Source organism: Thermococcus sp. 2319x1 (genome assembly GCF_001484685.1).
Classification (GTDB): domain Archaea; phylum Methanobacteriota_B; class Thermococci; order Thermococcales; family Thermococcaceae; genus Thermococcus_A.
This window is the reverse complement of record NZ_CP012200.1, coordinates 730,920-753,167: the sequence shown is the minus strand read 5'-3', so window position 1 is coordinate 753,167 and position 22,248 is coordinate 730,920. Positions and strand designations below refer to the sequence as shown.

The 22,248-nt window shown below is 43.9% G+C and carries 24 protein-coding genes, 1 tRNA gene and 1 pseudogene; 13 read left to right on the top strand and 13 right to left on the bottom strand.

The annotated features are described in order from the left end of the window. Positions 1 to 31 precede the first annotated feature (31 nt). The 5 genes and pseudogenes from ADU37_RS11265 to ADU37_RS04210 all read right to left on the bottom strand — a co-directional run. Positions 32 to 208: pseudogene (locus tag ADU37_RS11265) on the bottom strand (IS6 family transposase); the annotation flags it as partial. A gap of 115 nt (positions 209 to 323) precedes the next feature. After that, positions 324 to 1,340: a hypothetical protein gene (locus ADU37_RS04225; protein ID WP_238982002.1), complete on the bottom strand. Its 1,017-nt coding sequence runs from the start codon at positions 1,338 to 1,340 to the stop codon at positions 324 to 326. 64 nt (positions 1,341 to 1,404) lie between these two features. Continuing rightward, the gene (gene htpX / locus ADU37_RS04220; protein ID WP_058946438.1) at positions 1,405 to 2,283 is read right to left on the bottom strand and encodes a zinc metalloprotease HtpX; all 879 of its coding nucleotides are present in this window, start codon (positions 2,281 to 2,283) and stop codon (positions 1,405 to 1,407) included. Next, positions 2,274 to 2,828 carry an adenylate kinase family protein gene (locus ADU37_RS04215; protein ID WP_058946437.1) on the bottom strand — a complete coding sequence of 185 codons (555 nt, stop codon included), beginning with the start codon at positions 2,826 to 2,828 and terminating at the stop codon, positions 2,274 to 2,276. Before ADU37_RS04215 ends, htpX begins: the two co-directional genes overlap by 10 nt. 266 nt (positions 2,829 to 3,094) lie before the next feature. Then, positions 3,095 to 4,312, bottom strand: a complete 1,218-nt coding sequence (locus ADU37_RS04210) for a methionine adenosyltransferase (RefSeq protein ID WP_058946436.1) — start codon at positions 4,310 to 4,312, stop codon at positions 3,095 to 3,097. Positions 4,313 to 4,650: 338 nt separating this feature from the next. On the opposite strand from ADU37_RS04210, the gene ADU37_RS04205 reads away from it, so the two are divergent. The 5 genes from ADU37_RS04205 to ADU37_RS04185 are packed head-to-tail and all read left to right on the top strand — an operon-like array spanning position 4,651 to position 7,208. Next, the gene (locus ADU37_RS04205; protein WP_058946435.1) at positions 4,651 to 5,271 is read left to right on the top strand and encodes a haloacid dehalogenase; all 621 of its coding nucleotides are present in this window, start codon (positions 4,651 to 4,653) and stop codon (positions 5,269 to 5,271) included. After that, positions 5,261 to 5,821 carry an endonuclease V gene (locus ADU37_RS04200; RefSeq protein WP_058946434.1) on the top strand — a complete coding sequence of 187 codons (561 nt, stop codon included), beginning with the start codon at positions 5,261 to 5,263 and terminating at the stop codon, positions 5,819 to 5,821. The genes ADU37_RS04205 and ADU37_RS04200 overlap by 11 nt, the downstream gene beginning before the upstream one ends. Next, positions 5,808 to 6,443 (top strand): DUF120 domain-containing protein, encoded by a 636-nt coding sequence (locus ADU37_RS04195; RefSeq protein WP_058946433.1) that lies wholly within the window; start codon positions 5,808 to 5,810, stop codon positions 6,441 to 6,443. The genes ADU37_RS04200 and ADU37_RS04195 overlap by 14 nt, the downstream gene beginning before the upstream one ends. Next, the gene (locus tag ADU37_RS04190; RefSeq protein ID WP_058946432.1) at positions 6,440 to 6,964 is read left to right on the top strand and encodes a hypothetical protein; all 525 of its coding nucleotides are present in this window, start codon (positions 6,440 to 6,442) and stop codon (positions 6,962 to 6,964) included. Before ADU37_RS04195 ends, ADU37_RS04190 begins: the two co-directional genes overlap by 4 nt. A 34-nt stretch (positions 6,965 to 6,998) precedes the next feature. Beyond that, complete coding sequence (locus ADU37_RS04185) at positions 6,999 to 7,208, top strand: PRC-barrel domain-containing protein (RefSeq protein WP_058946431.1); 210 nt, start codon at positions 6,999 to 7,001, stop codon at positions 7,206 to 7,208. Here the strand turns inward: ADU37_RS04185 and ADU37_RS04180 are convergent. Beyond that, a complete protein-coding gene (locus tag ADU37_RS04180; protein ID WP_058946430.1) occupies positions 7,205 to 8,668 on the bottom strand; it encodes a DHH family phosphoesterase in 1,464 nt (487 codons plus the stop codon). The two genes, ADU37_RS04185 and ADU37_RS04180, sit on opposite strands and share 4 nt — an antisense overlap. A gap of 103 nt (positions 8,669 to 8,771) precedes the next feature. On the opposite strand from ADU37_RS04180, the gene ADU37_RS04175 reads away from it, so the two are divergent. From ADU37_RS04175 to topA, 3 genes are all read left to right on the top strand, one after another. Next, the gene (locus ADU37_RS04175) at positions 8,772 to 10,466 is read left to right on the top strand and encodes a hypothetical protein (protein ID WP_238982001.1); all 1,695 of its coding nucleotides are present in this window, start codon (positions 8,772 to 8,774) and stop codon (positions 10,464 to 10,466) included. Between the two features lie 157 nt (positions 10,467 to 10,623). Further along, positions 10,624 to 11,490 (top strand): DMT family transporter, encoded by an 867-nt coding sequence (locus ADU37_RS04170; RefSeq protein ID WP_058946428.1) that lies wholly within the window; start codon positions 10,624 to 10,626, stop codon positions 11,488 to 11,490. 241 nt (positions 11,491 to 11,731) lie between these two features. After that, on the top strand, positions 11,732 to 13,891 hold the full coding sequence (topA, locus tag ADU37_RS04165; protein ID WP_058946427.1) for a DNA topoisomerase I: 2,160 nt from the start codon (positions 11,732 to 11,734) through the stop codon (positions 13,889 to 13,891). Positions 13,892 to 13,914: 23 nt separating this feature from the next. Here the strand turns inward: topA and ADU37_RS04160 are convergent, their stop codons facing one another. Genes ADU37_RS04160 through ADU37_RS04150 form a run of 3 tightly spaced genes read right to left on the bottom strand, consistent with a single transcriptional unit; the run spans position 13,915 to position 15,999 of the window. After that, on the bottom strand, positions 13,915 to 15,096 hold the full coding sequence (locus tag ADU37_RS04160; protein WP_058946426.1) for an NAD(P)/FAD-dependent oxidoreductase: 1,182 nt from the start codon (positions 15,094 to 15,096) through the stop codon (positions 13,915 to 13,917). Continuing rightward, entirely contained in the window at positions 15,093 to 15,296 is a 204-nt protein-coding gene (locus ADU37_RS04155) for a DUF362 domain-containing protein (RefSeq protein ID WP_058946425.1), read from the bottom strand. The genes ADU37_RS04160 and ADU37_RS04155 overlap by 4 nt, the downstream gene beginning before the upstream one ends. A 10-nt stretch (positions 15,297 to 15,306) precedes the next feature. Further along, positions 15,307 to 15,999 carry an ArsR family transcriptional regulator gene (locus tag ADU37_RS04150; RefSeq protein WP_058946424.1) on the bottom strand — a complete coding sequence of 231 codons (693 nt, stop codon included), beginning with the start codon at positions 15,997 to 15,999 and terminating at the stop codon, positions 15,307 to 15,309. Positions 16,000 to 16,149: 150 nt separating this feature from the next. On the opposite strand from ADU37_RS04150, the gene ADU37_RS04145 reads away from it, so the two are divergent. Together ADU37_RS04145 and trmY are read left to right on the top strand one after the other, a co-directional pair. Next, positions 16,150 to 16,824: a thioredoxin family protein gene (locus ADU37_RS04145; protein WP_058947625.1), complete on the top strand. Its 675-nt coding sequence runs from the start codon at positions 16,150 to 16,152 to the stop codon at positions 16,822 to 16,824. Positions 16,825 to 16,867: 43 nt separating this feature from the next. Continuing rightward, complete coding sequence (gene trmY, locus ADU37_RS04140) at positions 16,868 to 17,470, top strand: tRNA (pseudouridine(54)-N(1))-methyltransferase TrmY (RefSeq protein ID WP_058946423.1); 603 nt, start codon at positions 16,868 to 16,870, stop codon at positions 17,468 to 17,470. Here the strand turns inward: trmY and ADU37_RS04135 are convergent. Beyond that, positions 17,462 to 18,706, bottom strand: coding sequence for an amidohydrolase family protein (locus ADU37_RS04135; RefSeq protein ID WP_058946422.1), 1,245 nt, complete (start codon positions 18,704 to 18,706; stop codon positions 17,462 to 17,464). The genes trmY and ADU37_RS04135 overlap by 9 nt on opposite strands. Before the next feature lie 26 nt (positions 18,707 to 18,732). Here ADU37_RS04135 and ADU37_RS11495 point away from each other — a divergent pair, with 26 nt between their 5' ends. The 3 genes from ADU37_RS11495 to ADU37_RS04125 all read left to right on the top strand — a co-directional run bounded on the left by ADU37_RS11495 (position 18,733) and on the right by ADU37_RS04125 (position 20,393). After that, positions 18,733 to 18,888: a hypothetical protein gene (locus tag ADU37_RS11495; protein ID WP_203226266.1), complete on the top strand. Its 156-nt coding sequence runs from the start codon at positions 18,733 to 18,735 to the stop codon at positions 18,886 to 18,888. Between the two features lie 64 nt (positions 18,889 to 18,952). Then, positions 18,953 to 20,245 carry an asparagine--tRNA ligase gene (asnS, locus tag ADU37_RS04130; RefSeq protein WP_058946421.1) on the top strand — a complete coding sequence of 431 codons (1,293 nt, stop codon included), beginning with the start codon at positions 18,953 to 18,955 and terminating at the stop codon, positions 20,243 to 20,245. A 71-nt stretch (positions 20,246 to 20,316) separates the two neighbouring features. Further along, positions 20,317 to 20,393: transfer RNA gene (locus ADU37_RS04125), tRNA-Arg, on the top strand. 167 nt (positions 20,394 to 20,560) lie between these two features. Here the strand turns inward: ADU37_RS04125 and hycI are convergent. From hycI to hypA, 3 genes are read right to left on the bottom strand one after another with little or no spacing between them, the layout of a single operon-like run. After that, the gene (hycI, locus tag ADU37_RS04120) at positions 20,561 to 21,028 is read right to left on the bottom strand and encodes a hydrogenase maturation peptidase HycI (protein WP_058946420.1); all 468 of its coding nucleotides are present in this window, start codon (positions 21,026 to 21,028) and stop codon (positions 20,561 to 20,563) included. Positions 21,029 to 21,050: 22 nt separating this feature from the next. After that, the gene (locus ADU37_RS04115) at positions 21,051 to 21,776 is read right to left on the bottom strand and encodes an Mrp/NBP35 family ATP-binding protein (RefSeq protein WP_058946419.1); all 726 of its coding nucleotides are present in this window, start codon (positions 21,774 to 21,776) and stop codon (positions 21,051 to 21,053) included. Then, positions 21,773 to 22,189 carry a hydrogenase nickel incorporation protein HypA gene (hypA, locus tag ADU37_RS04110; protein WP_058946418.1) on the bottom strand — a complete coding sequence of 139 codons (417 nt, stop codon included), beginning with the start codon at positions 22,187 to 22,189 and terminating at the stop codon, positions 21,773 to 21,775. The genes ADU37_RS04115 and hypA overlap by 4 nt, the downstream gene beginning before the upstream one ends. Positions 22,190 to 22,248 lie beyond the last annotated feature (59 nt).

Below are 22,248 nucleotides of genomic sequence, written 5' to 3'. Positions count from 1 at the left end.
TTTAAGATTTTCCCTTTAAAGAGTAATACTGTTAGGATAGCTGTGGTATCACCTCCTGAAGCCATTCAGTAACATCACCTGGAGGCCTACCAAACCTAGAATGAATTCTGACAAAATTATACCAAAAGGCAAACAGAAAAACAAACTTATGAACCCTCCCCCAGTCCTCACTCCTGAAATTATTCCAAAAACGCTTTGTTCTTTCCTTAAAGTAAATAATGGTTTCAGTCCTCATGTTCCCCTTCTTTTTCTGAAGTATTGCCAGTAACTTAAACCTGACATCCCACTGCTTATTATCCCAACAGTATCGAAAAATTGAATAGCTATTCACTCCTTAGCACTACTGCCTGAACATACTCCCCAAAATCTTCTTTCACCTTTTGCAGAGTTTCTTCACTAAAGTCTGGAACGTAAACAAATATCAGCCGTTTTTTCTCCTCCCAGGAATATCCTTTTCCTTCTGCAATTGCTAGGACTTCCTGATTAAGCCTCGTCTGGTTGTGTCCATACTTTTCAAAAAGCTCCCAAGGATAAAGCTGGATGTAAGGACTGCCAATGCCTTCAAGTGCCTCTCTTGATGGAAGAGCAAAAAGAACCCTAATCCAGCCGTCTCTATAGATGTACATCTCCTCTCTTTTCTCGGAGCCTTCATAAAGAACCCAAAGAGGCTTGCGGGAAAGATCAAATATATAGATGCCAGTTCTTTTTCCCTCCCAACTATCTGCCAGAACTATAACTTCCACGTTTTGATAGTCTTTCAAAAACTTGATTTCAAACGATGGAAACGTGATGTCTGAAGTGCACATAATGGATGCGGGATTGCACTTCCACAGCTTGAAAGTGAGCTTTAACCTGTTTCCCTCCTCTTCACATGAAAGCAGTTTGAGATAGTACATCCCGCTTGTTCCAAAGCTTGTGTATATTCTTACATCCCCTTCAACGTCCTCCGCCCGGTTGTGGGTATAGTTCACGGGACAAAGAGGTTCCGGTTTTGTGAAGTCCTCGTCGTATTCTCCCCGGACTTCTATTTTAACGGCCTCAAGAGGAATGCCTTGCTCTTCAATGGCTTTTATAAGGGCTTCTTTATCCCCATAGGGACTTATTGCAATGTGGATGTAGTTATCCCTTGCAATGCTGTCCTTTCCGAGCCATACTACACCGATCCCATAGCTTGAATTTGTGGCTAAGTGTTCAATTTTTGTTCTCCAGAGGTAGAGATCGTTTTCGTCCCACGTTTGAGAGTTATCCCTAGAATCATTCTTAAGTGTGCTAGCGTAATATGTCGAGAAAAGCAAGATTGTCGTGAGAACCAGTAACACCCATCGTTTCATGTTGATCATCAACAAAATCTACACTTTAAAAACATAAATCAATTTCGATGACTTCAAAGAAATTGGAAATAAATCAAAAGGCAATTCCCATCTCTTCCGCAATCTTCCTGAGCCTTTCGATTCTCTTCTGAGTTGGCGGGTGTGTTGAGAACAGCTCTGCAAAGCTAACTCCTCTGAATGGGTTTACTATGAACATATGGGCCGTTGCTGGGTTTCCGTCTTTGAGGGGTCTCATTGAGACTGCGTATTCAATCTTCTCCAGTGCTCTTGCTAAGGCCCACGGTTTTCCGCTTATCTTCGCTCCGGTTTCGTCTGCCAGGTACTCCCTCGCCCTGCTTATTGCCATTTGAATGAGCATTGCAGCTATCGGGGCAAGTACTATCAAAAGTATGGCTCCCAGGGCACTGCCCTCACCTCTATCCCTATCCCTTCCTCCAAATCCTCCAAGCCATAGCATCCATCCAGCCCATCTTGCCACCATAATTATTGCTCCCGCTAAAACGGCAGCTAACGTCTGGATTAATATGTCTCTGTTTTTAATGTGGCTTATCTCGTGGGCTATTACTCCTTCAAGTTCATCCCTATTTAGTATCCTTAGAAGCCCCTGAGTGACTGCCACCACAGCATGCTTTGGGTTTCTGCCGGTTGCAAAGGCGTTTGGTGTTTCAGTTGGCACTATCGCTACTTTTGGTGTTGGAATACCCGCTTCTTGGGCAAGACCTTTCACTATCTCATAGAGCTCCTTCTCTTCTTCCTCCTCCAGGATTCTTGCCCCATACCATGTGAGAACGATTTTGTCACTGTACCAGTAGCTGAAGAAATTCATCACTAAAGCGAAGATGAAGGCAAAGAGCATTCCGGTCTCACTGCCTAAAACATAACCTATGGCCATTAATAGACCTGTAAGAAACGCCATTAAAATCCCCGTTCTAATCCATAACCCTATACCCATTCGTCGTCACCTCCAAGCTTTAGGTAGGGAATTATTTCGTCATAGGCTTTAGTCCAGTCAACAATACCGATTCTTCTTTTTATTCCCCTGTTGAGAAGGGTTAAAATCTCCTCCACTATTTCCCCCGGGGATTTGTCTGTGGTGTCTACCTCTATAATGTTCTCGTTCTCTTCTATAGCCTCTAAAAGACACACGTCCACGAGCTCTGCCTCGACGTTTTCGGCTATCTTCCCCTTGCTGTATCCTCTCTCCTTCAAACGTTCGCCTATTAGTTTTGGATTGGCACGGAGGATTATAACCTGGTCGACTGGCATTAGATGGCTCAGGTGTCCATCAAGCACCACATCTTTGCCTTTGAGCTCTCTCTCAACATAATACGCAAGCTCATCAATGCTGACCTCAAGTTCTCCCCCCTTCGTCTCGCCCACACCGTGTTTTAAGGCAAACTCTTTGAGGTCTACGTAATCGTAACCCAACTTTTCGGCAAGAAGTTTTGCCACAGTTGTTTTTCCAACTCCGGGTGTCCCACTTATGGCAATTATCATTCCCTCTCACCTCTATCTAATTTATTAACCCAAGGTTTTTAAAGATATGGTTTTTTACGTTTATTGTCGATACTAACTTAGGCATTAAGCGGAAAGTTTTTAAAGAAGAAAGACGTATACACTCCGGTGATTCCCCATGGAGGATGATAGGCTTTTGCAAAAGAAGCTTGAAATAATTAAGAAGCAAAAGGAAAAGTTACTGCTTGAAGAGGCTAGAATCTTAAGAATTCTTATGCAAGAAAAGATGAAAAAGAGCACCAGTTAAATCAGAAGACGTTAATTTTGTCTTCTAATATCATTTTTTGGATTTTTGTTATGTTTGCGAGCCATTCATCTGCTATCTCATAGGCTTGTCTTTCGAACTGCTCCACTTTGTAGCCTGGCTTCGGAATTGCTTGGATGCTCGCCACAAGAGGCTCATCAATTGGCTTTCCTATCTGGCTTAGAATTCTCACGTAGACCTCTTGCACTCCTTCTATCTGCTCGGCAATGTCGTTTGCTATTAAGTTGGCAAGGATGTTGTAAATCTTACCCACATGGCTGACCGGGTTCTTACCGGCTGCCGCCTCCATACTCATGTGCCTGTTTGGAGTAATTAGACCATTTACTCTGTTTCCTCTGCCAACGCTACCGTCATCTCCGGCCTCTGCTGAAGTTCCCGTAACGGTTATGTAGTAGATGTCCTTTTCGGGATCATCGGCGGTGTTGACGTGAATGTTGACCTTTCTGTCCGTGTATTGAGAAACGAGCTCTTTAACAGCACTGTATATTCCCTCCTTAACTTCCATGTACTCCTGCGGGTTTTGAACTTCGCTGTCAACTATGGCGGCGGCGATGGTCAGGTCGATTTCATCGTCTTTCCTAAGCCCCATTACCTTAATATCTTCCCCAACGGCGGGCCATTCTTTTTTGAACTTTTCGCTGTTGAGAAGCTTTTCAGTTTCAAGGACTATCCTCTCAGTCTCACTTAACGGTGCATACCCTACACCGAAGGAGGTGTCGTTTGCAAGGGGTATCGGATTCTCCTTAACCTTGTTAAAAACTCCAACTAAATCAACGCTTCCCTGCCCTATCCTTGAGTCAATAACCACGTGCTCTTCTATGTTTAGGTGTCTAACTGCTTTCCTCAAGTACTCCTTGGCTGCTTTTATTGCAACTTCATGAACCGGGAACATTTCCTTGTCAACAAACTCAACGGCTCTACCGGAAAGGAGGATGTATATTGGCTTTATCACCTCTCCACCGCCGAACCTTGGATAAGCCCTTCCGCCCACAACTTCAACCTGGTCTGTGTTGTGGTGAAGTATTATTCCATATCTCTTTATGTATTCCCTTGAGAGCGCCCTGCTGATGGCTTCCGCTATTCCATCGGCTATGCTATCTGGATGACCTATTCCCTTTCTTTCTACAAGCTCCACCTTCTGCATCTCAACGGGAGTCCTCACGAGCTCTTCAACAATGATGTTCCTCTTCTTTTCAACCATGATCATCACCTCAAATGAATTCTTACGTGCATAGTCTGATGATGCCTTTATATATTTTTCGGCATGATATTGGAGTCAGTATATAACCAACAGTTATTAAGAGGAGAAAGATTAAAATTTCTTTTGTTGAACATTGTAATGGCATCCGACACGCCCGGTAGCCCGACCGGAGGAGCTTTTGGGCAGCTGTGAGTCTGGGGGACGATGCCGGGCGCACAGGGCTTGGCCTCCGGGGCCGCTTGAGGTTGCCGGAAGGCTAACGATGAGGGCGGTAGGATAAGCCAAGCCCACATAAGAAGGTTTTTATTCCAATAATCAAAATTCCTCTGGTGATGAGGGTGAACATTTCTGAAATAATAGAAGAGATAAGAGAAGTTCTCGACAAGAAGGATGAGCTGAGAGAGGAAGCTCTCAAGCTTACCCGGGATATTGTGAGACTGAGTGGAGACTCGATAAAAGCTTTACACAGAGGAGAAATCAAGACGGCAAAGGATAGACTGGAAAAAGCCGAAGAGCTCGTTAAAAAACTAAAAGAGAAGCTCAAAGGCCATGAGGATCTTTACTTTACGGGCTACGTTCAGAGCGCACATCAAGAGTACGTTGAGGCATTACTTTTCTACTGCTATCTCCTTGGAAAAGAGTTCCCGTCTCCAAGAGAGGTCGGAATCCCCGAGGCCGACTACGTCCTTGGAATTGGAGACTTCATTGGAGAGCTGAGGAGATATTTTCTAACTCTCCTACTAAGGGGAGACTTAGAAAAAGCTCAGGAAGTTTACGCTTTCATGGAAAAGGCTTATGATGAGCTCGTCACCCTTGAATACCCAAAGGGTCTCGTAAACATAAGGCAGAAGCAAGACCAAGCGAGATACATTCTGGAAAGAACTCTGGAAGATTTAACAAGGGCAAAGATCAACAAGGATTTAGAAAAGAAACTTGAGGAATGGAGAAATGAACCTTAAAAAGATTGCAGAAATTCAAAGAAAGCTGAGCAGAAAAATCGTAGAAAAGCCATTAGATATCTCAGAAGTTAAGAGGGTTGCCGCAGTTGATGTATCATATAAGGGTAACCATGCGAGGGGAGCTTTTGTTTTATGCTCTTTCCCTTCCTGCGAAGTGGTAAAAGCCAAAGTTATCGAAACGGAGGTAAATTTTCCCTATATCCCCACCTACTTTTTCTTGAGGGAAACAAGGCCAATTTTGCTGCTGATAAAGGGTGAAGAGTTTGATGTCTTACTCGTGGAGGGGCACGGAAAGGCGCATCCGAGGGGATACGGCCTGGCTTCGCATATAGGTTTGCTTATCAACAAGCCCACGATAGGGGTTGCAAAACGTCCCTTGTTCAACACCAAAGATTTCGTAAGGGTGGGAAAAGCTTATGTAAGTGTTGGTAATTTAATTGACCTTGACTCTGCAAAGAAGATTGTTGAGATAGTTAACGAAAACGGCTATCCTAAACCTCTGAGAATTGCGGACAAACTCTCCAAGGGTGCTAAAAATGGAAGAAATTAAACTGCTCATTTCCCTTGCCAGGAAAGGTGCTATTGGGGATAAAGTTAAAATTACCTTAAGGGAACTTTCAAAGGAGATAGGGATTTCTCCCCAGTCTGTAATGAGAAAGCTCGATACTATGGAAAAAATGGGCTATCTAAGGCGAGAAGTTTCTGGAAAGAAAACTTTTGTGGAGATAACTCCCGATGGATTAAGGCTTCTTGAGGATATATTTGATGAAATCGGGAAGATTCTGTATGGGAAATATATTTTGGGAGAAGTCGTTTCCGGAGTTGGAGAGGGGAGGTATTATGTGGAGCAGTACAAAGATAGAATAAAGGAGTATCTCGGCTTCACTCCTTATCCGGGGACTCTAAATCTTCTGATAATCTTCCCAAAGACAATCTACGATGCCCTCTATAACGTGGAACCCATAACAATCCCCGGTTTCACCAAAGGAGGTAGAACTTTCGGGGATGTGAAGGCCTACAAAGTCAGGATAAATGGAATCGAAGGGGCAATAGTCGTTCCTTCCAGAACAATACATCCTCCAAGAATTGCTGAGATAATAGCCCCCGTATGCCTTAGGGATAACCTTAATCTAAAGGATGGCTCAAAGGTTAAAGTGGAGGTAGTAAAGTGAAGGAGAAAATCTTTTCCTCTCTGGGGTATGGTGGCCTTGGAGTGACCCTAAGCTTTTTACTGATAGTCCTCTTTTATCCTCCCTACACTGGGATGAATACCCTACTCCCAATTTACATTGCTGGATTGTTTTTGGGTGGGAGTTTTGGGGTTCTCAAAGGGAAAGTAAGAGCAAGTGGATATGCCTTCCTTGTAGGGTTTTTCTTAACCCTCATCCTTTATACCCTCTGGCTTAAAGTGGAGTTTTCCATGCTTTACTCTTTCTCCCTTTTGGTGGCTGTTGTGTTTGTTATGGGGCTTGTTTCTGCGGAAAGCACGCTTGACGTATCAATAGTTCCTTTTGCTTATTTCGGTGGATTCATACTCGCAAATTTACTTTTCATGAACTCCACAATCTCGGAAATTGAAGGATCGGCAGTAAGTATTGTGCTCGTTGGGGTTGCTGGAACTGTTATTGCAACTGTGGTCATTTTCCTCAAATCTTTCCTTGAAAACACCGCAAGGATGAGTAAGAAAATTTAAAAGGAGAAACTCCCAATTTTAAATGGTGAGCAATATGTTAGTGAGGCTGTCGAAGCTTTATGGGAAGCAGATATACAACACAAGAGGATATTACATCGGTTACGTTGATGAAGTGCTGATAGAGATTGACAAGGGAGAAGGAAGAATACTGGCGCTTGGACTTCCGGGAGAAAAAGTTGGAATTCCCTACGAAAGAGTGACCGCAATAGGAGACATAATATTGATAGAAGCAAAGAAGGACTAGCCCTCTTTAGCGTTCAATGCCTCCAGGAATTTCTCCGTTATCGCCTCTTCTACCAATTTTAAGAGAGAATCCTTATCTTTGGCGAGTTTAAATATCCCCAATGGAATTCTTGCCCCCCCTGATTGCGGATGCCCTCCCCCGCTGCCTATGTCTCCAAAAGCCTCCTTTAGAACCTTGCCAACGTTTATCCTCACATCTCTTGTTCTGGCAGAGATTTCAATCCTATCATCAACTATTCCAAAGACTAAAACGGTATTAACCCCCTCCAGCCTAAGTAGAAAGTCTGCAGATTCGGGAATGGCATCTCTGTTGGTTATAAAGCCCACGTTTGAGATAACGATGTTCTTGTACATTTTTCTGTTCAGTATTGCCCTAGCTAAGATCTCTGCGGTTTCAGTAGAGATGTCCGGGGATTCTATCTTCTCCAAGATGTCATAATCCACTTTTCCTGCCAAAAAGGCCAGTGCCTCGAGATCGATATGGTTAAGCTTTGAGAACTTCTTTGTGTCTATGTAGATGCCATAGAAAAGGCTGGTGCCGAGTATCTCATTGACCTCTATGTTGAGGTGTTTTAAGTATTCCACCATTATCGAGGATGTAGCGTTTACTTCCGGTCTAACATCAAAAAATGCATTTTTGGGAAGCCTTTCTTCCAGATTTTGAAGAAGCTGATGGTGATCAACGAGTATCTCCACTTTCTTAAGATCCTCATTGTCTAAAATGCCCACATTTCCATTTGGCTGACAATCAACTAACGCTATGGCAGAATATCTTTTAATTTCGTAAGAACCCGGAGAAACCTTCCTCATATCCAGCCCGAGAAGGTTTACAAAAGCCCTGTTTTCATGGTGTGTTATTTCTCCCCCATAAACAATAGTCGTCTTTAACCCCATGTTTTGGGCGATAACTTGTAGGGCGGCGGCACTGGCCATTGCATCTGGATCGGGATTATCGTGCATTACTATTAAGAGTGAATCCGTCTTTTGTTTTATCTCTGAGAGTTTCTTGGCGAGTAAAATGGCATTTTTCCTTTTTCCAATATCTTCTACCATTTCAACAATTGCCTTGATTATTGCTTCTCTTGGAGAGATTGCATAATCTATTTTGACTTCATTTTCAAATTCTTCCTTTATCTGAGATGTTAGCTCTTCAGCGGTTATATTATCGGGGAGAAGAACCAAAATCGGCACTTCTGGGTTGTTGTTTTTAATTGTCTGTATTGTTCTCTTTATCTTACCTATGTCCATTGTGGTTATTATGACAAGGTCCGTTTTATTAATGCCCGCCTTCAGCAAAGACGCAGTATAAGAGAAATCGCCATGAATAACGTGAAATCCGCTTTCACTGAGAGACTTTGCCCTAATCTCGTCCTGTTCTACAATGACAATGTCAAATTCACCTCTAAGCACCTGCGCAATACTTCTCCCTATCGTTCCTCCCCCGAGTATTAAAACTCTCATGGTGTTCACCTTATGAGGACAATAATGTTTAAATATATGCTCAGATGGACTTTAATTAAGGTGGTTCCCTAAACCTTTATTCAGCTTTTGATATATATATCTAATGGTGGTAGAGATGCAGCTTCCAAATATCACACCACTGGAAGAAAATGTCGTATGCACCAAAAAACAAGAACTGCTTGATTTAATTTACAATGCCTTCTCCAATTCGGAGTTTAGCGGGTTATTCCTGAAGATGTTCACAAAGGATGAAAAAGAAAAGTACTATGTCACAGTTTTGCTTGATAGGAAAAAACTCCTGGCGGCTCAGATAGACCTCCTAAACTCCAAGAAAAAATTAATCGGAAGCGATAGCATTGAAACTCTGAAGAGAATAATAGACTATCCTCTCGTAGTGGATTTGTATGGGCTTGATGAGGTATCCTTGAAGCTCTCAATAACTGACAACTTGGAAATCTACAATTCGACTCCAAAGGTTGAGCTTGAAAAAATCTTTGGGGAGAACAAAATCGGAAGTGCCGAAGTACTAGAAAAAGAGAAATTGCTAGAGAAAGCCCTTGAGAGAAAAAAAGAGGAAACAAAAGCAAAACCTCAAGTGAAGATACAGGAGGAGGTTAAAAAAGAAGTCCCTCCAAAAAAGGAGGAACCCCTCAAAAAAGTCCCAAAAATTGAAAAGAAACCCAGTGCCACAGAAATTGAGATTAAAGTGGTGGGAGGGGAAATCTTCAAGCCGGTTCTTCAAGAATACGCTGAAGAGATTCTAAAGGAGATAAAAAGCTTAGACGGAGTTTCTGTAGAGAGAGTTGGGATAACTGGGGAAGTGGGCTCCGGAGTAATCTATCTTCACGTAAACATCCATGGAACAAGTGAGAGGGACAAGGGCCCAAGGGAAATCTTAGAGAGAAGGGTATTATACTTCGTCAACAAGCACCTTCCGATAGTCTGGAGAAAGGCAGGACTTAAGCCAATCTTAAGCAACGCTCAAGCAAAAATAACTGCTCCTGGAGAGTCAGAAGAAGAGGAAGAAGAGAAAAGGGAGGTTGTCATCCCACGCAAAGTTGAAAGCAACATAATAGTGGAAGCACATGAGAGTGTCAAGCCTTACTTTTCCACCTACGCCAGAGTGATCTTCAAGGACATTCAAAGTGCAGGCATTGATATCGAGAAGATGCTCCTGGACGTAAAGGGGAGAAGCGAGCATGAAATTAACCTGATGCTCTGGGGAAAAGCTTCCGGAATTAGTAAAGAGGAAGCGGAGGTTGTTGTTAATAGAATTCTACGGAATCACGCAAGGGAAATCGGAAGGGCGTTGAAAAAGTATGTGACCGTCCACAAAGTGGAGCTTTATCTGGAGGGGGAGGAAGTTTCAAGCAAGGCCAAGGAGATAATGAGCAAAAAAGAAGAGCTGGAAAAAGAGATAGAAAAACTCCTCAAAGAAGCTGGAGTGGAGGAACTCTCTTACATAACTGAAGAGAAGAAGAAGGAAGCTGAAGAGGCCTTGTTAAAGAACAAAGTGGAACCGGCAATGGAAGACATGCGGAAGAGACTGCAGAGAGAATTCATAGGGCTTCCAAATTCAGTATTTAGATGGATGAACCTTGATTGGGAGTTTAAAGATGGAACAGTACTTGTTGATCTTGAAGCAAGTTTTGACAAAAGAAGCGCACTGCTAGGAATTGTCTCCGACGAAAGGGTACGTGAGGATATCATGATAACCCTGGAAAAGGTGATAAGAGAAGTATCGGCAGAACATAACATCCCAATAAAGCTCAGAAACACCGAAATTAGGGTCAGATGAGATCAGCACTCAAGATCGTCATCATAGCAACGCTCAGATTTGCCGAGCTCATCACTACTTTATTTTTAACCTCCGGGATTTTTAAGTTCTATGGTGTGGGAGCTAAGATAATTTTCGAAACGTTAAGTTTTTAAGTTAAGTGGTCTCTCCTCTAAACATGAACACCCTACTCGGAGCATTACTCGCACTTATTTCGGCATTTGGATGGGGAACTGCTTCAGTTCTAGTGAAAATTGGAATGAAAAACAAGAGTGCGGTCACCGTTAATATAGTTAGGCTCTATATCACGGCACTTTTTTACGCTTGTTTGTTTTTGTTTACTGGGAGATACTATGAGATAGCTTCCCTTAACTGGCAGATTCTCTTGATTGCATTCATCTCCGGCCAGTTTGGCTTTGTAATAGGGGATTACTTCTACTTTAATGCCCTCAGGTTGATGGGGGTATCAAGAACAGTGCCCATAACCTCCTCCTATCCCCTTTGGACTATATTATGGGCCTGGTTGTTTTTAGGGAGGAGTATAAACGCTCAGATAATCATTGGGGCATTTCTCGTATTTTTGGCAATTGTCATCGTCAGAAAGGGAGAGATTGAAGAGCACCTAGATACCAAGGGGTTTGTATTCGCCCTTTTAGCACCCATTTCGTGGAGCATTGCAATAACACTGCTCGATTTTCTTTCTTCTCAAGTCTCTCCTCTCTCTTTAGCTGGCATTAGAATGATATTCGCCGCATTTGGTATTAGTGTGTTTTTGCCCAAATACTCGAAGGAACTAAGGGAAATTACGCGGAGGGAAGTTGCGGTACTTTCGGGAGCAGCTTTGCTTGGATTGATAATTGGGCAATACACATTCGTTAAGTCTGTAAGCCTAGTCGGCTCCCAAATCTCTGCCCCGGTAAGTGCTGTAAATCCCATTATATCTTCTCTTCTTGCGATAGCAGTTCTAAAAGAGCCGCCAAACGCCAAGATAATCCTGGGACTGGTACTGGCCGTTGCTGGTGTGATTTTAATAACAACAGCGTAAAGAATTTAACCTTCCATTCATATCTTAGAATGCCGACAGCGGGGGGACAATTAGTCTCCTCGCATGGGCTCGGTCAAACCCGCCTCCGCAAGGTATCGGGCTCTATGAGCGGAGCGTGCTCACGCCGAGCCCACAGGGCCGGTGCATTCACCCGCGCGAAAAGTGAACGCGGGCCTCGTTGCCGGCCCACAATTCCCAAAAAATTCTTATATCACCCTTCAAAGGAATTGAGAGGGATATCATGACTACACTCATAATTGCAGAGAAGCCCAATGTAGCCAGAAAAATAGCCTATGCCCTTGCCGAGAAGAAGCCCATAAGGAAGACCATTGGTAAAGTCCCATATTACGAGCTAACCAGAGATGGGAAAAAAATAATAGTTGCTCCAGCCGTTGGACACCTCTTCTCTCTCGCTCCGAAGGAGAAAACTTACGGCTACCCGGTTTTTGATGTGGAATGGGTTCCCGTTTATGTCGCTGAGAAGGGAAAAAGCTACGCTAAGGATTACATAAAAGCCCTTAGAGAGCTTGCAAAGAGAGCGGATGAGTTTGTCGTTGCGTGTGACTACGATACCGAAGGTGAGGTAATAGGGTATACGGCGTTAAAATATGCCTGTGGCGTTGATCCTTCAAAAGCCAAGAGAATGAAATTCTCAGCCTTAACTAAAAAAGATCTGCTAAAGGCGTGGTACAACCTGGAACCTACGATTAACTTTGGAATGGCAGATGCTGGAATAGCAAGGCATGTACTTGACTGGTACTGGGGGGTTAACCTTTCAAGGGCATTGAGCTCGGCCCTAAGAAAAGCCGCCGGCAGATGGATAATCCTCTCCACCGGTAGAGTTCAAGGACCAACGTTAAAGTTTTTAGTTGAGAGGGAAAGGGAAATAGCAAATTTCGTCCCCACGCCCTACTGGGTCATAAAAATGATTCTCGAAAAAAACGGCCAGCAGTACATAGCCATCTATGAAAAAGATCGCATTCTTGATGAGGAAGAGGCCAAAAAGATAGTGGAGGAGGCCAAACGGGGACCCGCTTTTGTGGAGAAAGTGGAGATAAAACAGCAGCAGAGAAACCCTCCCCATCCCTTTGACCTTGGAACACTCCAAAGGGAAGCTTACTCTGCCTTCGGTTACAGCCCAAAGAAGACCCTCGACATAGCACAAAGCCTGTATGAAAAAGCCCTCATCTCATACCCGAGGACCTCGTCCCAAAAGCTTCCAAAAAACTTGAACTATGAATCGATTATCAACAACCTTGCCAAAATTCCGGATTACAAGCCCCATGCCCATGAACTTTTAGGTAAGGGAGTTTTAAAACCCGTAGAAGGCAAAAAAGATGATCCTGCTCATCCGGCAATATATCCCACCGGTGAGCTACCTAAACCTGGAGAGCTAAGCAAAGATGAGCAAAATCTCTACGATTTGATAGTTAGAAGATTCCTAGCTGCATTTGCCGATCCTGCCGTAAGGGAGAGTATGAAAGTAATCATAAACTCAAACAGCCACCGCTTTATCCTCAGTGGTTCGAGAACAGTTAAAGAGGGATGGCTGAAGATTTACGGCAAGTACGTTAAATTTGATGAAGTTCTGCTTCCAAAGTTCGAGGAAGGAGAGCGAATAAAAGTTATTCAGATAAAGAGGGAGAAGAAGAAAACCAAACCTCCGGCAAGGTATTCTCCAGCAAGCGTTATTAAAAAAATGGAAGACCTGGGCATTGGAACCAAGGCCACGAGGGCTCAAATCCTGGAGACATTATACTCAAGGGGGTACATAGAGGGTAAGAAACAGATAAAGGTGACCCCTCTCGGCATGAAGGTGATAGAAGCCTTGGAAAACAATGTCCCTGATATAGTAAGCGTTGAACTAACGAGGGAGTTCGAAGAAAAAATGGAACAGATAATGCAGAACAAAATAAGCAGGGAGAAGGTCATTGAGGAATCCAAGGAGGCCTTAGTAAGAATTCTAAAGGAGTTCAAAAAGAAAGAGGAGGAAATAGGGAGAAAACTTCTGGAAACGTTTTTAGAGAGCCAGAAAAACAAAAAGAATAAGAAAAGCGCCGATACAAAAGAACTAACCGCCGAAGAAGAAGAGAGCATCAAAAAGTCCCTTGAAAAGAAAAAATCTATGGAGACAATAATAGTGGGAAAGTGTCCCAAATGCGGCGGCGACTTGGTGGTGAAATATAATAGAAAAACAGGAAAAAGGTTTGTGGGCTGCTCCAACTGGCCCAACTGTGACGTTACTTATCCCCTTCTCCAAAGGGGCGAGATAATTCCAACGGGAAAAACATGCCCTGAGTGCGGAAATGTTCCAATAGTAAAGATCAAGGAGCACAACAGGGAATATGAAGTGTGTCTTGACATGAAATGCCACAAAAATCGGGAAAAAGGTAAAAGTTAGAGGTTATAACTTAAAAGTTAGAATCACAGGAGTTCCTTGAGGAGTGCCATCCTTCTTTTGCTCATGAGCACTTTTGGATGTTTGAGGAGGGCTTTTATGACCTCTAAGTAATCCCCACCTGCAATTTTCTCTGCATCTGCTCCACTTAGCACTTGAATAAACACGTCCAAGTCTTCATCAGTCAACTTCTCCACGGCTTTTCTGATTTTAAGAACCCTCTCGAGCCTTTTACCGTCTTTTTCCCACCATTCTCTTGTGTAGTTCTTTAGAAGCTCGAGATTCTCCTCTTCAAGTGCCTTTACTATCCACTTGCTTGCTATTGTGCCAGCTTCCATGGCCTCCGCCATTCCACCGCCATGGATGGGATTTACCTGTCTAGCGGCATCTCCCACAACGACCACGTTGTCTTTAGCAAGTTCTTTTACAAACCCTCCAACGGGAACAACACCTACGTTTATTTCAAGGAGCTTCTTTGCCGGAACCTTATTTTCTTCGAGCCACTTGTCGAGGTAGTACTTGGCTGTCCTTGGGTTATCGGAGTTTATACCTATCCCAACGTTAGCCCTGTCCTCATCTTTTGGAAAGACCCATACATAACCTCTCGGCGCTATTTCATTTCCAAACCACAGATGGATCATGTCCGGATCAAATCCCTCGATGAGCATTTCGTACTCATATGCGGAGTCGAACTCATGCGGAGGAGCGTAGGTGTTTATTCCGGCTTTCCTCGCTATGGTGCTTTCAACGCCATCCGCTGCCACAATAACATCAGCGTATATCTCAAGAAGCTCGCCTTCGTGTTTTGCTTTTATGCCCTTTATGGCTCCATTTTCCCTGATAACGTCGAGGGCTTCAGTTCTGGCAAGTACATCGGCCCCAGCCCTTGCGGCATAAAAAGCCAGCATTTTATCAAATACCTTTCTTTCCAAAATAACTCCGCTCACATCTTTGTATCTTATTTCAAGCTCGTAACCACTGGGAGAATACAGTTTTGCCCCATAAATCTCACGGTTTATGAATCTCCTGTCATATGGAATATCGTACTTCTCGAAAACTTTTATGTTAATCCCCTCGGCACACTGCTTTGGGGCACCTATGGCTGGTTTTTTGTCTATGAGAAGAACCGAGTACCCTTCTTTGGCAACGTTTCTGGCGACTATTGGGCCCGCTATTCCAGAGCCGACAACAACAACGTCGTATCTCATAGCTCTCCCTCCAGAGGTTCTGCACTTAAAGCCCCTACGGGACACGCGTTTATACATATCCTGCAAGAAATGCACTTATCTTGGAAAAATTCCCATTTCGAAGATGAAACCCTTATTGCAAGGGCAGGGCAAACACCTGCACAGCCACCGCAAAGGTAACATCTATCTTCGTTTACGATGATTCTGATTTTCTCCGGCATGGCAATCCCCTCATTTTGCTTCTTTTTTCATTAGTTCATCCTCATCAATTTCTATAAGGTTTTCTCTTATGTTCAGCGGTATTACCCTTGAGAGTTCTTCGGCCTTTTCCTTAATTTCCCTCTCTTTGAGGTTTAGAATGTCGCTCAATTGCTCTACCGTTGCTTTTCTATAGAGGAGCAGATAATGGAGTATGGCAAGCTGGGTCATGTCGCCGATTTCTTTCAAATACCTCTCTTTGATGTTCTTCATGAGATTGTTTCTGTAGCTCTCAATAATTCTCAAAGCCTCTATTATCTGATCCAACTTTTTGTTTGCATCTATAAGAGCCGTCACCATAGAGTGTAAGCTTTTTGGGGATTTGTTAAGCTCATCAAGCCTGATTTCAAATCTTTCAAATCTCTCCGGAGAATCTAAGTCCAGGCTTTTATACCAGAATATATTAGGGGTGACAGTTACAAGAAACGTTTTTGAAACAGCTATGGAGTAATATTTTCGCGTGGGCCCAATAAATCCTTCCTCTTTTTCATAAGACTTCAGAACCCCTTCTCTTTCCATTATTTTCAGGTGTTTTGAGACGGCAGTAGATGAAACGTTAACCTTGCTGCTGAGCAGGCTGAAGTAGCATTCGGTACATGTCAAGTGGCTGAGCAAGTCCCTCCTCACCTTGTTCCCCAAGATGTAAAATATATCTGGTTCAGACATGTTACCCACCTACCCAAATCTGTATCGTAAAGTTTATATACCGTCATCCTAACCTTTGGTTGAAAACTCTAAATTTGTAAAGTTTCCGTAGATATGTTGCATCCAAAGGTTAAAAAGCTTTAGTTTGAAACTGATTGGGGGTGTATGGAGATGGCGCTTATTAGTGATGGGGATAAGAAGATAATTAAGGAGGAGTTCTTTTCAAAGCTCGTTAATCCAGTCAAGATCATAGTCTTCACAGGGAAAGAGCACTGCCAATATTGTGACCAGCTGAAACAGCTTGTTGAAGAAATTAGCGAGCTTAGCGACCTTATAAGCTATGAAGTGCACGACTTTGACAGTGAAAAAGAGCTTGCCGAGAAGTACAGAATCGATAAAGCCCCAGTAACCATAATAACCCAAGATGGGAAAGACCTTGGAGTTAGGTACTTTGGTATTCCGGCAGGGCATGAATTTGGAGCGTTCTTAGAGGACATCGTCGACGTTTCAAAAGGCGAAACCGACCTCATGAAGGACACTAAAGAAGCAGTAAGAAACATTGACCAAGACGTCGAAATATACGTCTTTGTAACCCCAACCTGCCCCTACTGTCCAATGGCCGTTAGAATGGCACACAAGTTTGCAATTGAGAACTCACTTGCAGGAAAAGGCAAAATCCTTGGAGACATGATTGAGGCAATAGAATTCCCCGAGTGGGCCGACCAGTACAGCGTCATGGCAGTTCCAAAGGTTGTAATAAGGGTCAACGGCGAGGACAAGGTTTCATTCGAGGGTGCTTACCCAGAAAAAATGTTCCTCGAAAAGCTTCTCCAAGCTTTAGAGTGAACCTTTTTAACTTCCCTTTTCTTCTTGCGTTTAGGTGTCCCCCGTGAGGACATTCATAATAAAGGCCAATAAAGCCCGTACAAGGGCTGATTTCAGCCTGAAAGACCTTCCGGGGACGAGTGGGAGGATTGATTTACTTTGTAGAGCCTTAAATTCAGCGTTTCTCCTCTCTCATGGGTTTAGGAAGGATGTTAGAGTATGGCTCAACCTCAACGGACCCCCTGATCCTCCAAAGACCATCAGATTTGAGGGGAGTGAAATCAAGCCCAAGACAATAAATCCCGACGAAATGAGCCTTGCCAAGATAATAATAAAAGCCCTAAAAGTTGGCGAGGGCATAAAAGAGCCAACAAAAGAGTACCCCGTCCTTCCGGGAGTTTATGTGAGCAATCTAAGGTTTGAAGATATCATAAGGAAAACCATTAAGAATTCAGCCCTCTATTACCTTCACGAAGAAGGGAAGCCGATCGAGAGGGTAAACTTCAAAGGCAACGTTGCCTTTGTTCTTGGAGATCACGAAGGGCTAACAAAAGAGGATGAAGCTTTTCTTGAAGGAATAGCGGAAAAGGTTAGTGTAGGAAAAAGGAGCTATCTAACCTCGCATGTAATAGCTTACGTCAATATCTTCCTTGATAAACTATTCTAAGGCAAGCAGCTCCTCAATTTCATTGGTTTTTAGGAATCTCCCTTGATCGTATATAAGCTCCCCTCCAACAAAGACCTTCTCCACATCGCTCCCCTTTGCCGAGTAGACAATGTGCGAAAGAACGTTTTCCCTCGGCAGGAAATGGAGCTTCTTTGTGTCTATCAGAACTAAGTCCGCCAGATAGCCCTCTTTTATGAGACCGGCCTTTAACCCCAACGCTTCGGCTCCTCCAACGGTTGCCCAGTAAAACACCTCCTTCGCAGTTGGTTTTGTGGGATTCCTTGCTTTCACTTTGTTGAGTATTGCCGCGAACTTCATTTCGAGGATCATGTCAAGGGAGTTGTTGGAAACTGCGCAGTCGTTTCCGAGGGCGATTCTTCCACCGAGCTTCCACAGGTCTATTATAGGGCCAATTTCCCCTTCGAGCTTCGCCAAACTTGTAGGACAGTGAACAAGGGTTGCACCGCTCTCTGCATAAATTTTAACTTCGTCTTTTGAAAGATAAACTCCATGAACCCCCATGAAATTCTCTCCCAGCATTTCCAACTCCTTTAGATACTCAACCGGTAGCATCTTTTCCCTTTTCTTGACCCGAAGGACTTCCTCTTTGCTCTGGGAGACGTGCATATGGATTATTCCACTTTCCTTTTCTGCGACCTCTTTAACTTCCATCAGCAGGTCTCTCGAAACTGTATCTGTCGCGTGGGGGGCAAGCGTTGCTCTCACAAGGTCACTTTTTTTCCATCTTTTGAAGAATTTAAACCCCAGTTCAGGCCCCGCTATGGACATCTCAACAAGATCCATCATCGTCTGTCCGATAAAAGCCCTAACGCCCAGCTTTTCAGCAGCTTCCGCTATTTTCCATGCAAAAAAGTAGTGGTCGTTTATTACAGTTGAACCGTTTGCTACTGCCTCAGCGATTCCTATCAGAGCCCATTTGTAGATTTCCTCCTCAGTCCATTCCTTCTCCATTGGCCATATTACCTCCTTAAGCCACCTGTCGAGAGGCATGTCATCGCCAAATCCCCTGAATTTGTTCATTGCAACGTGGGTATGAGCATTGACAAGCCCGGGTATGAGAAGATACCCACTTCCCCCAAAGGTTTCATCAACGCCAAAGTCCCTTAGGCTCTCATGCGGAACAACTCCGACTATCTTATCTTTTTCTATAAGAACGGCAACGTTCCTTTTAATCCCCTCGACATCAAGGGCATAATCGGCTATGATTGCCTTCACTCTTACCACCCCATGGGATTAACTTTATGATGCTTGGATTATTTAAACCCTATGGCAAAATGGCAAAAGAAGAGGCAAAGAATTTAAATATTCATCCGCATTCTAAGGACGTGATAGCCATGCCAGTGGTATTTGAGGTTAAAGGCAAAAGGTTCCTTGCAAAATTTCTCTGGAATAATTGACTCTTCTGGGATAAATTAATAAAGCCAAGATTAAAAACTCAAGCAAGATTGGAGGTGTTTTACGATGATCGAGAAGGTTTATTGTGCAGATGTAAAGCCTAAAATGGAAGGAGAAAGGGTAAGGCTTGCTGGATGGGTCTATAGAAAGAGAGAAGTAGGTAAGAAGGTTTTCATAGTCCTTAGGGATTCAAGCGGCATAATACAAACAGTCTTCACAAAAGAGCTTGGCGAAGAGGCCTATGAGAAGGCAAAGCAGGTTGGAATAGAGTCAAGCGTAATAATCGGGGGGACTGTTAGGGTTGATCCAAGGGCCCCCACTGGAGTGGAGATTCAGGCTGATAAGATAGAAATCATTCAAAACGTTGAGTTCTTCCCGATAACGAAAGACGCAAGCGATGAGTTTTTGCTCGATGTGAGACATCTCCATCTCCGTTCACCTAAGGTAGCCGATATCATGAAAGTTAAAGGCACGTTAATGCAGGCGGCAAGGGAGTGGCTCCTTCAAGATGGATGGTATGAGGTGTTCCCCCCAATCTTAGTCACTGGGGCAGTTGAAGGTGGTTCAACCCTTTTCAAGCTGAAGTACTTTGATAGGGAAGCCTACCTCAGCCAGTCAGCTCAGCTTTACCTTGAGGCAGCAATATTCGGACTTGAGAAGGTGTGGAGCTTAACTCCAAGCTTTAGGGCCGAAAAGAGCAGAACAAGAAGGCACCTAACTGAATACTGGCATCTTGAGCTTGAGGCAGCTTGGATGGATCTATGGGACATAATGAAGGTTGAGGAGGAGCTTGTAAGCTATATGGTGCAGCGCACTCTTGAGCTCAGAAAAAAGGAGATTGAAAGGTTTAGGAAGGATCTCACAACCCTTAAAAACACAGAGCCCCCGTTCCCAAGGATAAGCTATGATGAAGCGATAGATATCCTCCAGAGCAAGGGGGTTAAGATAGAATGGGGCGAAGATATGGGGGCAGATGAGGAGAGGGTTTTAACGGAGGAATTTGATAGGCCGTTCTTTGTGTATGGCTACCCCAAGCATATCAAAGCATTCTACATGAAGGAAGACCCTGAAGACCCGAGAAAAGTTCTAGCTGCCGATATGCTTGCACCTGAAGGATACGGTGAGATCATCGGGGGAAGTCAGAGGGAAGATGACTACAGCAAGCTTGTGCAGAGAATAATTGAGGAAGGCATGGACCCCAAGAACTACGAGTGGTATCTCGACCTTAGGAGGTATGGAAGCGTCCCGCACAGTGGCTTTGGACTTGGGCTGGAGAGGCTCGTTACATGGGTGCTAAAGCTCGACCACATCAGATGGGCAACGCTCTTTCCGAGAACACCTTCGAGGATTTATCCATAAGGGCTCCCTTTCCTTTTAAATTTCCAAAAACCGTAAGGTTTATAAATGCAATCAGGCCCAATAAACTCCGAGGGCCCGTAGCCTAGCAGGATAGGGCGCCGGCCTTCTAAGCCGGAGGTCCCGGGTTCGAATCCCGGCGGGCCCGCCACAAGTTCTTCAAAAACACCTCTACGGTATGATTCTTCTTAACCTCACAAATAACATGGCAATGATGACCATAAGGTCTCCCCGGCTGAATATGATGAGCTGGACCCGTAACTGAGCCCCTTTTCTTAATAAGGGACTAAAAAATAGAAGTTCTTGCCTGCTAAGGTCTTAAATTTCGGCTAAAATTCTCTCTAAAATACCAACAAGCCTTTCTGCACTTTCCTTAAGCTCCTCGCTCATCTCAACAAAAAGTCCAGTCTGCTTTGGTTGGGCACCGATGAGAATGAACTTTGCGTTTATGTGTTCTTTTAGATAGCTAACCAGAAGCTTTAAAGGCATTCTGTGAGTTGAAAAAGCCTCTCCAAGTGTTCCTTCAGGGTCTGCTAAAGCTATCTCGCCCGGCTTTCCTTCAAAGTGCACCGCATCTATAAAAATCACATGAGTGGGGTTTTCCCTTATTATCTTCCCGGCATAGCTCTCGGGCATTTCGCCACAGTTTAAAAACACCACCTTTGGGTTTGAAACCCTTTTCTTTAGCATTTCCACAACGTAAACTCCAAAAGCATCGTCTCCCCTGAGGTCATTTCCGATGCCACATACAACAACCTTTTTTGCCCCTTTCAAAAACTCCTCCATAATTATCACCAAAAATTGAAATTTAAAGAGACTCTGCAATTTTTTCAACCTTTTTGGCAAATTCAGTATTAAAAAGCTCTCCCACGTTGCCTATCTTTTCATCAAGGTCTCTGTAGAGTGGAATGCCGACAAGATAATGCACACCAAATTCTCTGGCGAGGTTCTCAATGTCCTTCTCTTCATCGAGCTTCATATTCTCCACCATGCCAATTATTTTGAGGTTCTGCTCTTTCAAAAGCTCAAGGAGCTTTTTAACAACGTTTATGGCAAGCTTTGAAGGTGTTGCCACAACCAGAAACTCGCCCCTTTTGAGGAACCTCAAGACGTCCAAAAATTGATCCCCCATTCCGGGGGGCATGTCAATTATGAGGAAATCAAGCTCATCCCATCTTGTTATTGCTAAAAGCTCTATCAGGGCGTCGCTTATTTCCATTCCTCTCAATGGAGTGGGCTTATCTTCGGAGTAATACACTATGCTCATGAACTTAATCCCATGCACTTCCGGGGGAACAACGCCTCTGTCCTCTTCGGGAAACTCCTTGGGCTCAAAACCCAGTATGACGTGGTCACTTGCCCCATGGAAGTCCAGATCGAGAAGGCCAACTTTATAACCTTTCTTAGCCAAAACTAAGGCCAGAGTAGTTGATATCATTGATTTTCCCACTCCTCCTTTGCCGCTCACTACGGGGATTATTCTCTTGACTTTTTCAAGCCTGGCCTCAACTGCCTTTATCCTCGGGTCAATCACTCCTCATCACCCTCAACCTTTATTGCTGCCAGATAAACTCCTCTCCCCCTTGTAACCTCGAAGTCCCTGCTCCCACATTTTGGACAGGCAAGGAAAGCATGAACCACCTCTGGAATAAAGTGGATATCCTCTTTTATCCTCTCGTCAAAACCCCCTTTGACATCTTTGAGCTTCCACTCGTTTCCACAGTTTCTGCACTTAAACTCAGCCTCCTCAATAACAAACTCAATCTCCGCCTCCTCTGCAATCGTTCCCTTTTTTATTTCGTTGATGGCAAACTCAAGTATCTCCTGATTAACGTCCTGCAGTTCTCCGAGAACAATCCTCATGCCCAGAACCTTGTCTTTCCCATGCTGCCTTGCAAATTCAATTGCAGTCCTAACTATACCATCAGCAAGCGCCCATTCGTGCATGATCTTCACCGAAAAACTCTAAGCGAGGAAGTTTATAAATGGTGGCGTTTCAAACAAAA